The following is a 13,769-nucleotide window of genomic DNA, read 5'->3' as shown; positions in this document are numbered from 1 at the left end:
GCTCCTCCTGAGGGGCATTAATTTCGGCTACTTGGCCGTGACCAATCCTTCGCGCCTTGGGTCGGCTCCGCCTTCCAAGGTGCCACTATCGATTACAATACCGTGTATACCTGAAGTTAAGTCACGAATATTCACTTTATATCCCATCTGTTCAAGTGCTGGTTTGAAACTTTCCGCGTCAGTCCCTGCTTCAAGATCATAAGTGCCAAATCGGTTGACGAGGTGGGGTAAATCGATGGCGGATTGGATATCTAGCCCCCAATCAAGGTGCGCGACCAATGTTTTGGCAACATAGCCGATAATGCGGCTTCCGCCTGGAGAGCCAACTGCCATATAAGGCTTACCGTCTCGCATCACGATGGTGGGAGCCATGGATGAGCGTGGGCGTTTACCCGGCTCTACGCGGTTCGCAATGGGTACGCCATCTTTGTGAGTTGCAAAGGAGAAATCGGTCAGCTCATTATTGAGTAGGAAGCCTCGCGTCATCAGACGCGAGCCGAAGCCGTTCTCAATCGTGGTGGTGATTGACACAATGTTGCCCGCTTTATCCACGATGGAGAAATGGCTGGTGGACGGTAATTCGATGGACTGGTCATCAGCCCGCGGTGGTGTGTGTTTGGCATGGCTAAATTGGGGCACGCCGGGGGCGATATCTGTCATGGCACCCTCTTCGGGAATGAGTGCCGCACGTGCTTTTAGGTATGCAGGAGCCAATAAGCCTTCTGTCGGTACGGGGACAAAGTCTGCATCGGCAATGTAACGCCCGCGATCGGCGAAGGCCAAACGTGAAGCATCACCGAGCAAACGCCAACTCTCTGGGTTGTCTTTACCCAGGGTTTTCATAGGAAAGTGACTGACGATGCCAAGGATTTGACCAACGGTTATGCCGCCAGAGGTGGGCGGACCCATGCCGCACACTCGATATTGGTGGTAAGGGGCGCAAACGGGCTCACGCTCAATGATGCGGTAGTTTGCGAGATCATCTTTACTCAATACACCAGGGTTGCCGGCGGCGCGTTGCACGGTGGCGACGATGTCATCCGCGATAGGACCTTGATAGAAATTGTCGATATCTTCGGCCACCATTTTTAAAGTGCTGGCGTACTCTAGGTTCACTAAGCGATCGCCAATGTTTAGTGGGTGACCGTTGTTGTCAAAGAAGTATTGATGCGTGGCGGGATAGCGACGCAACCTGTCGGCATCTCCTTCAATCAGTGCCGCTAAACGAGGGGATACTTCAAAACCGGATTGGGCCAATTCGATGGCAGGCGTCAGTACTGCTCGCCACGATAAGTTCCCATATTTGGCGTGGGTGTCGTGCATCAAACGCAGTGTGCCAGGTGTGCCTACGGAGCGGCCTCCCACAACGGCATCATAAAATTTAAGTGGCTCACCGTTTTCGTTGAGAAATAGTTTAGGTGTGGCGTCCATTGGCGCGGTTTCGCGACCATCGAAGGTAGTGAGCGCTTGTGCCTTGTTGTCCCAATATACTAAAAATGCGCCGCCACCAATTCCAGAGCTTTGTGGTTCAACTAAACCCAGAACGGTTTGCACGGTAACCATCGCATCGATGGCATTGCCGCCTGATTTTAGAATGGCTTCAGCGGCTTTACTGGCATGAGGGTTGGCTGATGCGACCATCCACTCAGTGCCTTTTACGCTTTTGCGCATTACGCTACCGGTGGCAAGTTCAGGGGCCACCGCATCGGTAATTTGACCTTCTGTGGTGGCGTTCGTGGTACCAGTCATCATCAAACTAAGCACGAATACAGGTGCCAATGTGGAGAAAAGTCGGGAAGAGGGTCGTTTCATTCGAATTCCTTTTAACGCCAAGATGGTCAGTCTCTGAGTATAGTTCGGCAATGGACGATAAGGGTGTCGGATTAACGAGGCAATGGGTGAAAATCGCCAGTAAAGGCAGCAGGATAGGAAGATCGCAAGCGCATAAAAAAACGGCACCTTGCGGTGCCGTTCCTTTCAATTACAGCGAGATTAGGACTGGGCCCGTTGTTTCTTCTGGTGCCTGATGGCGTCGAAGGTAAAAATGACGAGTGCCGTCCAGATGAAGATAAATGTCGTGGCTTTGTCGGCAGTGAAAGGCTCGGCATAAAGACCCACGGCCAAAAAAAACATAATGGTTGGGCCGATGTATTGGAAAAAGCCCAGCGTTGATAAGCGCAATTTGGTGGCAGCGCCGTTAAAGCACAACAACGGTAAGGTTGTGACGATACCTGCGGCAATCAGTAGCAGGTTCATGCTCCAACTGTTGTCGAGCATGTTTGAGGTCGCGCTGTCGGCAATAAAGAACAAATAAATGGCTGATGCTGGCAATAACACCGCGGTTTCAATGAACAATCCGGTGGCTGCATCCACATTAATTTTTTTACGCAACAGACCGTAACAACCAAAGCTGCTGGCTAATACCAGAGCTACCCATGGTAGTGAACCAAAGGTAATGACCTGAATGGCGACCCCTGAAAAGGCTAAGACGACGGCAATCCATTGTAAGCGGCGAAAGCGCTCACCCAAAAATACCATGCCGAGCACCACGTTGATTAACGGGTTGATGAAGTAGCCAAGGCTTGCATCTAACATGAGGTTGTTGCCCACGGCCCATATGAAAATGAGCCAGTTGGCGGCAATAACTAAGGCCGTGATGGTTAAAAGTGCTAAACGCTTGGTATCTTTGAGTAGCAGCTTGACGCGGGCAAAGCTGCCACTCATTTTCACTATGATGGCGAGAAAGAAAAACGACCACAGCACACGGTGCATCACGACTTCCAATGCCGGGACGTCAGTTAACGCTTTAAAGTAGATAGGGGCGATACCCCACATGGTGTAGGCGCCAAGGGCGAGCAGTACGCCTCTGCGTGTTTGTTGCGCATCATTCACTGCGAGATCTCAACATTCGATTTAGGACAAAGAGCAAAAACCGCCAAAAGGCGGTGCGGGCAGCGAAAAATAAGGGGTATTCATGGTTGGCATGGTGTGTAAGTGCCATATTTCCATCAAATCTAAACGGTTTGGCTGCAACAATCAGTATATGGAGGATGCATGACTATGCACACCTTTAAGGTGACATATTGTTGAGAAAATCGTGTGCGACGACAGCATGGCTTTCAACATGAGCGTTGGGCGTTTAGAATGAGCGCCAATTCATAGTTGAGAGGTATCATGACCGTAACTGACTCGGCCGCGCAAACGCCGGAACTTGCACAAGATGAATCTGTTTTGCAGTCGGTGTTTGGCTATCACAGCTACCGAGACGGTCAAAAAGAAATCATTGATGCCGCGATCGCGGGTCAAGATTGCCTTGTCATCATGCCAACAGGCGGCGGTAAGAGCCTGTGTTACCAAATTCCTGCTTTGGTGCGGGAAGGTGTGACGATCGTTATCTCTCCACTGATCTCACTGATGAAAGATCAGGTCGATCAATTGCTCGCCAACGGCGTGCAAGCTGCGTGTATTAACTCATCAATGCTCCCAGAAGCTCAGGCGGCAACGTGGCAATCGCTGCGTGAAGGAAACTTGTCATTGTTGTACGTGTCGCCGGAACGCGTACTGATGCGTGATTTCATTGAGCGTTTACAGACCACCAAGATTGGCCTAATCGCTGTCGATGAAGCGCACTGTATCTCTCAGTGGGGACACGACTTCCGTCCTGAGTACGCTCAACTTGGCAGCTTGAAACAGCATTTTCCTGATGTGCCTGTGATGGCCTTGACCGCCACGGCGGATGACACCACTCGTCAGGATATTTGTTCTCGCCTTGCTTTAGATGCACCCCATACCTTTCTGGGTAGTTTCGATCGCCCCAATATTCGCTATACCTTGATCGAAAAGCACAAACCGTTGGCGCAAGTGACTCAGTTTCTCGCCGGGCAAAGTGGGCAAAGTGGCATCATTTATTGCAGCAGCCGTAAGAAAGTCGAGCAAGTGGCAGAAAAGTTGTGCGACCAAAACCTGCGTGCAGCCGCTTATCATGCGGGCATGAGCAACGAACAGCGTGCCTGGGTGCAAGAAGCTTTTCAGCGAGACGACGTACAAATCGTGGTGGCGACCGTCGCGTTTGGAATGGGTATTAATAAGCCCAATGTGCGTTTCGTGGTGCATCACGATATTCCCCGCAATATTGAATCTTATTATCAGGAAACCGGACGCGCTGGGCGCGACGGCTTGCCTGCTGAAGCTGTGATGTTCTATGACCCGTCAGACATCGGCTGGTTGCATCGTTGCTTGGAAGAGAAACCGGAAGGACCGCAAAAACAGGTTGAAAGCCATAAACTTAACGCCATGGGCGCATTTGCTGAAGCGCTCACGTGTCGTCGCTTGGTGTTGCTGAACTACTTTGGCGAATACCGGGAGAAACCTTGCGGAAACTGTGATATTTGCTTAGATCCTCCCACCTTATTTGATGGCACTGAGCAGGCACAAAAAGCGCTGTCTTGCGTGTATCGCGTTAATCAAAGCTTTGGCGTGGGTTACACGGTTGAAGTGCTGCGTGGTATGCAAAATCAGCGCGTGAAAGAGCACGGTCACGATAAAATCAGTACCTATGGCTTGGGTAAAGACCACAGCCACGAGTATTGGGTGAGTATTTTTCGCCAGCTGATCCACCGTGGCTATTTAATGCAAAACATTGCACGAAGCTCAGTGTTACAACTGACCGAAGAAGCACGCCCTGTGTTGCGTGGTGAAACGGCACTGGAGTTGGCTGTGCCTCGTTTGGGCCTGTCGCCTCGAAGCAAAGCCGATAAACTGGGTAAGCGAAACTACGATAAGAAGCTGTTTGCCAAGCTGCGTAAGCTACGTAAGGCCATCGCGGATCAAGAAGATATTCCGCCATATGTGGTGTTTAACGACGCGACCTTGATTGAAATGGCCGAAATGATCCCGACATCGCAAGGTGAACTGCTAGCAGTGAATGGCGTGGGCCAGCGCAAACTTGAAAAATACGGCAATGCATTTTTAGATGTGATTGAAGATCACATCACCCTCAATCCGGATGATGTGAGTTATGGATAACCCCGATTTTGTGTTAACCCTCTTTGATGCCCATGAAGGGCGTTTGGTGATTGCTGCGAATGCGTTGGATTTCGACAATGCGGCGTCTTACTTAAACACATTCTGTGAGCTTATCGGTGCCACACCTGAAGACAAACAGACAGATGCGGATTTGCATACGTGGCTGGTGGACTTTGAAGGGGTGACGTTTTTGCTCAAAGCCGAGCATTACAGCGCCAGCATTTGGCTAGAACGTCTTGGTCAAGATGGGGATGACGAGCTCGCTTTTTTGCAAGGGTGGCTCAGTCAACAACTGCCTGTTTCCTGAGAAAACCGAAGTACTCAGTTCCCTTCACAAAGGCGGTTGGCAAGCGCATAATTTGCTGTATAATTCGCCACCTTCTTTATGGTGCTATGTGCAACATGAAGTCGATAAAATCACGTGTTGAGCCGAAGGCTTGGCATAAATAGTACGTTTGGGTTCCCTCGCCCCCAATGACAAAAAGGTTCACAATGAGCACTTTTACGCCCGCGCAACAGCGCAACGCCCTCTCTTACTTGGTGGTTTTCCACCTTGTTATCATTGCGTCAAGCAACTACTTGGTACAACTGCCGTTCACCATTTTTGGTTTTCACACCACGTGGGGCGCATTTACCTTCCCGTTTATTTTTCTGGCGACTGATCTGACTGTCCGTATTTTCGGAGCAGGCATGGCACGTAAGATTATTTTCAGTGTGATGGTGCCATCGCTACTGATTTCTTATGTGTTGTCTGTATTGTTCTATCAAGGGCAGTACCAAGGTCTCGCCGATCTGACCGTGTTTAACCTGTTTGTTGCACGTATTGCCGTGGCAAGCTTTATGGCTTACATGCTGGGGCAAATTCTCGACATTCACGTGTTTAACCGACTTCGTCAGACGAAAAAGTGGTGGGTTGCGCCAAGCTGCTCGACCATTTTTGGTAACGCCATTGATACGTTGGCCTTCTTTGCCATTGCGTTTTACAACAGCCCTGACGCCTTCATGGCAGAGAACTGGACGGAAATCGCCGTGGTGGATTACATCTTCAAACTGGTGATCAGCCTTGGTTTGTTTGTACCTATGTACGGTGTGTTGTTGAACTACCTAGTAGGTCGAATGACACGTGTTAACGAAGCCGCGGAAACCAAGCTGGTTTAGCGACTGTTAATACGACACAGATGAGGGTTAAAAAGGCCGATCGCAAGATCGGCTTTTTTGTACCTGAACCTTGTTGTCGGCTGATATTGAGTGACTCGTATATACTCGTGAAATAAGAAAGTAAGTACAGCGTCATTAAGGGATATTTCATGATTATTCGAGAAGGTACCTTGGCAGAAGCCATCGAAGTGCTTGGTAATATTGGGGAGTTTGCTCGTTCAGAAACATTAGGATCGCTCAAAAAGCGTCTTGGTGATAAGCCTTATCTGGTGTTAATCGCGGAACATGAAGGAGATTTATGTGGCGTGAAAATTGGCTATCAGCTAGATGATGATTGTTTCTACAGTTGGTTGGGCGGGGTGACACAACAAGGCCGACGTCGAGGCATTGCGCAAACGTTGCTTCATGCTCAAGAGCGTTGGGTTGCCCAGCATGGCTACACCAGCTTAAGAGTGAAGTCGCGGAACTGTTTTGCTGGCATGTTGTGTTTGTTACTGAACAACCACTACCAGATAGAGCATTTAGAGAAGAAAGACGCACTTGATCAATATCGCCTCCATTTTGTGAAGAAAATCACACCTAGTGAATGAAATGCTAAAAATACATAATAATGACTAGCAAATGCTAATGAGAATGATTACTATTTATTTCGTTCGATGACGAAGGCATTCTTCGCCAAAGAACACACGACATTGCTCACATTGCTTCCAGTATATGTATTTGCATGAAACTGCTGATAGTTATCTTGCAGTTTTCCTCATGCAGGCGACACCCTCCTAGGTGTCGCCGTTTTCTTTTCTAATGCTCATGAATGACTCCCTACTTCACCTAGTTTGCTGAATCAGGCGATATCCACCAGTTTCGCAACCAGTTTGTTAATGCCCGAAGCGGCTTCGCTGACTGAGGTGGCAAGCATATAAGCTGGTGTGGAAAGTAATCGTCGGCTTTGATCCAGAACGAAGTCGTCAACAGGGCACTGGATATGTTCACCGCCCATGGCATCAAAGGCTGCTGCTGTGTCTGGATCTGAACCAATCGTCCCTTTGGCTCCGGGGCCATAGACTTTCGGGATCAAGATTGGGGAAATACAGATGTAACCCGCTGGCTTCTCTGCATTCGCAAATGCTTTGCAGATATGTAAAACATCTTCCTGAACCGTCATGGCGGTGCCATTCACAGCAAAATCACTGAGATTTTTAGCCACTCCAAAGCCGCCAGGCAGCAACAAGGCGTCAAAGTCATTGGGATCTAACTCGGTAATTGGGGAAATCTCGCCACGACAAATGCGTGCAGCTTCTTGGAGTGTATTACGTGATTCGCTAGTTGGCGCACCAGCATGATGGTTGATCACATGGTGTTGCTCTTCGTCAGGCGCAAAACAATGCCAACTGGCACCTGCTTGTTCTATGGCTAGTAGGGATAACACGACTTCTTGGATTTCAGAACCGTCGTACACGCCACAGCCGGCTAAGATGACTGCCACTTTTTTCACTAATGCGTCCTCTTCGTCAAGAATAGCGTCGCCACGGCTTGGCGAGCTTCTGCTGAATTAATCATCAAACAAAGCCTAGTCTATGAGCAAAATGATGATCATTTGAATCCCTGTTGCTCACAGAATTTAGGGTTAGCTTGTGAAATAAATTTAGACGAAGGGATCTGTGTACAATTTCTTTTTCCACAGTCGATGATCGAGAAGTGATCCTGATCATGATCAATGACTTAACCTTAAGTGCATAAAAACAAAAGATATAATTTTTCATTTTGCACGTTATTTACGCATGATCTGAATGGGCAAAAATAAATACCAACAAACTTATCCACAGTGAAATCGGGTGCCTGCTGGGATGACATCATTTATACACAGGGTGGTTTCCATTACTGCGGATTGTGTGATGGTTGAGCGCTATCACCTGCTAATCATTGCCAATCAATAAGCAGAGACAGTCGACGTTCTGTGGTGGTTTGGGTATATAGATCGAAATCGCGGGTTAACAGAATTGGCGAGTCGTGGCATCCTAGCTCATCAATCATTTTCTGGTTAGCTTATAACGTTATGGCGACGACTTCTGACAGTCCGTTGATTCTGGTCGACGGCTCCTCTTATCTTTACCGTGCGTACCACGCATCCCCCAATCTGACGAGCCCTAAAGGTGAGCCGACAGGGGCGATTTATGGCGTCGTTAACATGCTACGCAGTTTGGTAAAACAATACCCAACGTCGAATGTCACGGTGATCTTCGATGCGAAAGGCAAAACCTTTCGTGATGACATGTATGCGGAATACAAAGCTCATCGTCCTCCAATGCCTGATGATCTGCGTGGGCAAATAGCGCCACTGCATGCGATCATCGAAGCCATGGGTTTCCCTATGATGGTGATCGAAGGCGTTGAAGCCGATGACGTGATCGGCACCTTGGCAACCCAAGGTTCAAAAGCCGGTATGCCGATCTTGATCAGCACGGGTGATAAAGACATGGCGCAGTTGGTGGATGAGCATGTCACTCTGATCAACACCATGACGAATGTCATCATGACGCCTCAAGGTGTGCATGATAAATATGGATTTGGCCCTGAATACATCATCGATTATCTGGCACTGATGGGCGATAAAGTCGATAACATTCCCGGTGTTCCAGGCGTAGGTGATAAAACCGCGACGGCGTTGATTGCCGGTATCGGTGGATTGGAAGAGCTGTACGCTAACCTTGATAAAATTGCAGCGCTCGGCTTTCGTGGTTCGAAGACCATGGCGAAGAAGCTGGAAGACAACAAAGAGGAAGCGCTCCTCTCATATCAACTTGCCACCATCAAGCTGGATTGCGAACTGCCTTTCACACCGGAAGCACTGATCAACCGTGAACCGGATAACGCCAAATTAGTCGAATTGTTCACTGAGCTGAACTTCAAACGTTGGCTTGCCGAAGCACAAAGCGGCAATGCTGGTATGGACGCGGTTGCCGAACGCGCTGTAACACCAGGTGTTTCAGCGAGTTCAGAAAAGAAAGAGGCAGCAAGCTTCTCTGCGGCCAGTATTGATCGCAGTCAGTACGAGACCATTCTGACAGAAGAAGCGTTCCGAGTTTGGATGGACAAGCTTCGCAACGCAAACGTTGTGGCTTTTGATACCGAAACCGACAGCTTAAATTACATGGAAGCCAACTTAATCGGTCTCTCTTTCGCTGTCGCAGAAGGTGAAGCGGCTTATCTGCCCGTTGCACATGATTACTTAGATGCCCCTCAGCAACTAGATAGAGACTGGGTGCTGGCTGAAATGAAAGCATGGCTTGAAGATGCTGGCGCACTGAAAGTTGGCCAGAATCTGAAATATGATGCTAGCGTGCTAGCGCGCTATGACATCGCCATGAAAGGCATTGCTTACGACACCATGCTTGAGTCTTACGTGTTCAATAGCGTGGCAGGCCGTCATGATATGGACAGCCTCGCGCAGCGTTACCTGCAACATACCTGCATTAGCTTTGAAGAGATTGCAGGCAAAGGCAAAAAACAGCTGACCTTCAACCAAATCGACATGGAGCAAGCGGCACCGTATGCGGCAGAAGATGCCGATGTGACGTTGCGACTGCACAATGTGTTGATGGCTCACCTGCAACAAGATGACAAACTGAAAACCATTTTCGAACAATACGAAATGCCATTGGTGCCAGTCCTGTCTCGCATTGAACGTCATGGCGTGTTGATTGATAGCGACATGCTGGGCAAGCAGTCTCAAGAAATTGCGTTGCGTCTGGACGTACTTGAGAAAGAAACCTTTGAACTGGCGGGTGAAGAATTCAACTTGAGTTCTCCAAAACAGCTTCAAGTCATTCTGTTTGAAAAAATGGGCTTGCCTGTTATCAAGAAAACACCGTCTGGCACTCCATCAACCAATGAAGAAGTACTGCAAGAACTGGCGTTGGACTACCCATTGCCAAAACGCATTTTGGAATACCGTGGGTTGGCGAAACTGAAATCCACGTATACCGATAAATTGCCTAAAATGGTGAATCCGGCCACTAAACGTGTGCATACCTCTTATCACCAAGCAGTAACAGCAACGGGCCGTTTATCGTCAACCGATCCGAACTTGCAGAACATTCCTATTCGAAATGATGAAGGTCGTCGTATTCGCCAAGCGTTTATTGCCCCTGCAGGTAAAACCATCCTGGCTGTCGATTACTCTCAAATTGAGCTTCGTATCATGGCGCACTTGTCTGGTGATGAAGCGCTGCTTGATGCTTTCCGTCATGGCAAAGATATTCACAGCGCCACTGCGGCGGAAGTGATGGGCGTAGAGATAAGCGAAGTTACTTCAGAAATGCGCCGCCGCGCGAAAGCGATTAACTTTGGTTTGATTTATGGCATGAGTGCGTTTGGGCTTGCCAAGCAGCTAGGTATCCCACGTGGTGAAGCGCAACAGTATATGGATCGTTATTTTGAGCGTTATCCTGGTGTTCTCCAATATATGGAAGCCACGCGTTTACAAGCCGCAGAGCAAGGTTATGTTGAAACCATCTTTGGCCGTCGTCTGCATTTGCCTGAAATTAACTCTAGCAATGGTATGCGTCGTAAGGGCGCTGAACGCGCAGCGATCAATGCGCCAATGCAAGGCACCGCGGCTGACATTATCAAACGCGCAATGATTTTGGTTGATAGCTGGATTGGACAACAACCGGAAGGGCGTGTCGCTTTGATCATGCAAGTACACGATGAATTGGTGTTGGAAGTAGATACCGAACACCTGTCTGATGTAGAGCAACAGGTTTGTAAGTTAATGGAATCAGCAGCTTTGCTTGATGTTCCTTTGGTTGCAGACTCTGGTAGCGGCGAAAACTGGGATCAAGCCCACTAATTCAATGCGTTTGTGTTCGGCCAGATCACATAACAACTTAAATTCTATAGCGAAAAAAGCCTGCAAAAGCAGGCTTTTTTATTGATGTAATGAAACAAAATGAACACAACTAGCCCTATTTTTTATAATTTGATGAAAAAAAACTACGTAAAGGGTTTTCTTAAACGACCAATTGATATACAGTTAACGGCGTAGGGTACAGAGGTAAGATGTTCTATCTTTCAGACCTTTTGTTTCACGTTATTGGATTTGGCTGATTCAGCAGCCCCGGTTGATGTATGTCGACCGGGGCATTTTTTATTGTGTAAGACCTCATTTCTTTAATCTAATCATCTCTCAGTAAAATTCATATTTAACAGTTGTTTACTGTAATTTTCATTACGGTTCATGGGATTTTTTTCTTTATATTAGAGTAATTACTTTAATTTGAGTGTTGTGAAGCTATAATGATATCCGCTTCTTGTTCTTGATGTGATTGGGGTGATCGGCATTTTCCTTTCCCTGATGACCCTCACGTTATGTATGACCGATCTGATCACTCAGGTCGGTCTTTTTTTATTCATTCAAACTGTAATTTACTTCCAAAACGGATATCAGCGAAAAGTCCTTTGGTCTCATTGATATTTATCGATTAAAAATAAGTTTCAAGATCAGGACAATGGCGTAAAGAAATCATACGTTTATTCGCAAACTAAGAGATGGTGTATGGTTTTAAGGGCGAAGTGGGCAGGTTTGTTTGCAGGGGCAACTTGCGGATAGTCAGATGTTGGATGACACTCAAAATATAACAAATAAGAAAAAACCTCCTATTTCTCTCCCGTTACCCCACCTCATGGTGGGGTTTTATTTTTTCATAGACAAACAAGTTGGTTACTCAGGCGCTGACTCACCTGTGCTTTTTTCTGCTGAAATATCTTCAGAGATAACAGCATCTTCGGCTTCGATCGCGTCGTCGACGCCAGTGTCAAATACTGGGAAATACCAGCTATCGAGCTTTTTACGTAGTTTGTCGACACCAATCCCTTTTAGTGATGAGTAAAGCTCGACTTCTACGTCGCCACCAAAATCGACAGCCGCTGCTCTGACTTTAGTGAGTTCTGCTTTGCGCGCACCGCTTTTCAGCTTGTCACACTTGGTGAGTAGTGCGAGCACTGGCAGGTTTGAATCAATGGCCCAGAAGATCATTTGCTGGTCGAGGTCTTTCAGTGGGTGACGAATATCCATCAACACAACCAACCCTTTCAGTTGTTCACGTTTTTGTAGATATTCACCTAGAGATTGCTGCCATTTTTTCTTCATTTCTAACGGCACTTGCGCGAAACCATAGCCCGGCAAGTCGACGATGTGACATCCCTCATCTACTTTAAACAAGTTGATCAATTGTGTGCGACCCGGCGTTTTACTCACCTTAACCAAGCTTTTATGATCACAAAGTCGATTAATTGAGCTAGATTTACCAGCATTAGAGCGACCGGCAAACGCGACCTCTATACCAGTATCTGGCGGCAAGTGCCTGATATCTGGGGCACTGGTGATAAAGTGTGTGTTGCGATAGTTGAGTGAAGGATTCACTGTTAACTCCGTCTCGACTTTATGTAGTCGATTGATTACTTTTATGTGAAATTGTGTAAAATGACCGTGCTCGGTTTTTGCTCGATGATTGTATCATGATGGCGTGGGCATCGTGGTATGGAAGCTTGATAATTATAAATGGAATGTCATGAAGAAATTAGCGCTACTACTCACTTTAATTGCGAGTTTTACCGCCTATGCACAGGGTGATGCAGAAGCAGGTAAAGCAAAATCAACCACTTGTGCAGCTTGTCACGGTGCCGACGGTAACAGCTTAATTCCGGCAAACCCCGTTCTAGCAGGTCAGCACGAAAAATACCTGTTTAAGCAGCTTAAAGAATTTAAGCTCGGTATGACGTCCGGTGGTGAGCAAGGTCGTTACAATCCAGTGATGGCTGGAATGGTGGCGGCACTGTCTGAGCAAGACATGGCAGACTTGGCAGCTTACTACGCCACCCAAACTGCAAAGCCGGGCGTAACGCCTGAGTCGACCGTTGAACTGGGCGAGCAACTCTACCTTGCTGGTGACAGCGAGCGTGGCATTGCCGCATGTATTGCTTGTCACGGACCACGTGGTAACGGCACATCCTTATCTGGGTTCCCTAAAATCTCCGGTCAGCATGCTGATTATGTGAAAGCGCAGCTGATGGCTTTCCGCGATGGGACTCGAAACAACGACTTGAACGGCATGATGGGTATTGTATCCACCAAGCTGTCAGACAAAGAGATTGACGCTATTTCAAAATACGTGGGCGGACTGCATTAATTAACCAATGTGTTAGCGCGTGAAATAGTTAAAAAGGTAGCGGAAGCTGCCTTTTTTGCGTTAAGCAGTAATGTTTTTCTCAATGCTTTGTAAGCGATTGTCCATCCGCTGGTGAGTTTCTTGCCTAAATACTTGCCCGTTATTATTTTTTTCACCTATCTTTCAATTAGATATTCTTAATGGTGATTTCACTTGTATTGGAATTGTGAGTTCGCGCCTATTTTGTGTTTAGGATTGGCGTAAAATTATTTTTGTCGATGAGGAAGACGACACGGATAACGGACAGTCAGGAAGACGCGGGCAGGGCGGCCTCAGGATTCAAATGGAATTAGGCTTAGGAAAAGCCATAGTCACTCGGATGTGTTGCGTCAGGAAGACCATTAGCGTGAGGGAACGCGT

At 47.7% G+C, this 13,769-nt stretch carries 11 protein-coding genes; 7 read left to right on the top strand and 4 right to left on the bottom strand.

The annotated features are described in order from the left end of the window. Window positions 1-27: 27 nt before the first annotated feature. A complete protein-coding gene (gene ggt / locus L4D06_RS18880) occupies window positions 28-1,812 on the bottom strand; it encodes a gamma-glutamyltransferase (protein ID WP_429740710.1) in 1,785 nt (594 codons plus the stop codon). Window positions 1,813-1,992: 180 nt separating this feature from the next. Then, window positions 1,993-2,892 carry an EamA family transporter RarD gene (gene rarD / locus L4D06_RS18875; RefSeq protein ID WP_274166445.1) on the bottom strand — a complete coding sequence of 300 codons (900 nt, stop codon included), beginning with the start codon at window positions 2,890-2,892 and terminating at the stop codon, window positions 1,993-1,995. Window positions 2,893-3,174: 282 nt separating this feature from the next. Between rarD and recQ the strand changes: the two genes are divergently transcribed. The 4 genes from recQ to L4D06_RS18855 all read left to right on the top strand — a co-directional run bounded on the left by recQ (window position 3,175) and on the right by L4D06_RS18855 (window position 6,773). Beyond that, on the top strand, window positions 3,175-5,025 hold the full coding sequence (gene recQ, locus L4D06_RS18870; RefSeq protein ID WP_429740709.1) for an ATP-dependent DNA helicase RecQ: 1,851 nt from the start codon (window positions 3,175-3,177) through the stop codon (window positions 5,023-5,025). Next, complete coding sequence (locus L4D06_RS18865; protein WP_429740708.1) at window positions 5,018-5,332, top strand: DUF3630 family protein; 315 nt, start codon at window positions 5,018-5,020, stop codon at window positions 5,330-5,332. Before recQ ends, L4D06_RS18865 begins: the two co-directional genes overlap by 8 nt. A 185-nt stretch (window positions 5,333-5,517) precedes the next feature. Beyond that, entirely contained in the window at window positions 5,518-6,183 is a 666-nt protein-coding gene (locus tag L4D06_RS18860) for a 7-cyano-7-deazaguanine/7-aminomethyl-7-deazaguanine transporter (RefSeq protein WP_274166448.1), read from the top strand. A gap of 149 nt (window positions 6,184-6,332) precedes the next feature. Continuing rightward, window positions 6,333-6,773: a GNAT family N-acetyltransferase gene (locus L4D06_RS18855; RefSeq protein WP_274166449.1), complete on the top strand. Its 441-nt coding sequence runs from the start codon at window positions 6,333-6,335 to the stop codon at window positions 6,771-6,773. A gap of 251 nt (window positions 6,774-7,024) precedes the next feature. On the opposite strand, the gene elbB is transcribed toward L4D06_RS18855, so the two are convergent. After that, window positions 7,025-7,675, bottom strand: coding sequence for an isoprenoid biosynthesis glyoxalase ElbB (gene elbB / locus L4D06_RS18850; RefSeq protein WP_274166450.1), 651 nt, complete (start codon window positions 7,673-7,675; stop codon window positions 7,025-7,027). Window positions 7,676-8,236: 561 nt separating this feature from the next. Between elbB and polA the strand changes: the two genes are divergently transcribed. Both polA and spfP read left to right on the top strand, forming a co-directional pair. Continuing rightward, window positions 8,237-11,032, top strand: a complete 2,796-nt coding sequence (gene polA, locus L4D06_RS18845; protein ID WP_429740707.1) for a DNA polymerase I — start codon at window positions 8,237-8,239, stop codon at window positions 11,030-11,032. Window positions 11,033-11,241: 209 nt separating this feature from the next. Continuing rightward, complete coding sequence (spfP, locus tag L4D06_RS25505) at window positions 11,242-11,289, top strand: small protein SpfP (protein WP_438616993.1); 48 nt, start codon at window positions 11,242-11,244, stop codon at window positions 11,287-11,289. A 613-nt stretch (window positions 11,290-11,902) separates the two neighbouring features. On the opposite strand, the gene yihA is transcribed toward spfP, so the two are convergent. Further along, complete coding sequence (yihA, locus tag L4D06_RS18840; RefSeq protein WP_429740706.1) at window positions 11,903-12,604, bottom strand: ribosome biogenesis GTP-binding protein YihA/YsxC; 702 nt, start codon at window positions 12,602-12,604, stop codon at window positions 11,903-11,905. 148 nt (window positions 12,605-12,752) lie between these two features. Between yihA and L4D06_RS18835 the strand changes: the two genes are divergently transcribed. Further along, a complete protein-coding gene (locus L4D06_RS18835; RefSeq protein ID WP_274166453.1) occupies window positions 12,753-13,370 on the top strand; it encodes a c-type cytochrome in 618 nt (205 codons plus the stop codon). The last annotated feature ends 399 nt before the right edge of the window (window positions 13,371-13,769 follow it).

Source organism: Enterovibrio makurazakiensis (genome assembly GCF_050336585.1).
GTDB lineage: Bacteria > Pseudomonadota > Gammaproteobacteria > Enterobacterales > Vibrionaceae > Enterovibrio > Enterovibrio gelatinilyticus.
This window is presented reverse-complemented; position numbering and strand designations above follow the sequence as displayed.

Coding starts and splice junctions, on each gene's coding strand:
- ggt (WP_429740710.1), bottom strand. CDS start 1,812: ATGAAACGACCCTCTTCCCGACTTTTCTCCACATTGGCACCTGTATTC.
- recQ (WP_429740709.1), top strand. CDS start 3,175: ATGACCGTAACTGACTCGGCCGCGCAAACGCCGGAACTTGCACAAGAT.
- L4D06_RS18865 (WP_429740708.1), top strand. CDS start 5,018: ATGGATAACCCCGATTTTGTGTTAACCCTCTTTGATGCCCATGAAGGG.
- L4D06_RS18860 (WP_274166448.1), top strand. CDS start 5,518: ATGAGCACTTTTACGCCCGCGCAACAGCGCAACGCCCTCTCTTACTTG.
- L4D06_RS18855 (WP_274166449.1), top strand. CDS start 6,333: ATGATTATTCGAGAAGGTACCTTGGCAGAAGCCATCGAAGTGCTTGGT.
- polA (WP_429740707.1), top strand. CDS start 8,237: ATGGCGACGACTTCTGACAGTCCGTTGATTCTGGTCGACGGCTCCTCT.
- L4D06_RS18835 (WP_274166453.1), top strand. CDS start 12,753: ATGAAGAAATTAGCGCTACTACTCACTTTAATTGCGAGTTTTACCGCC.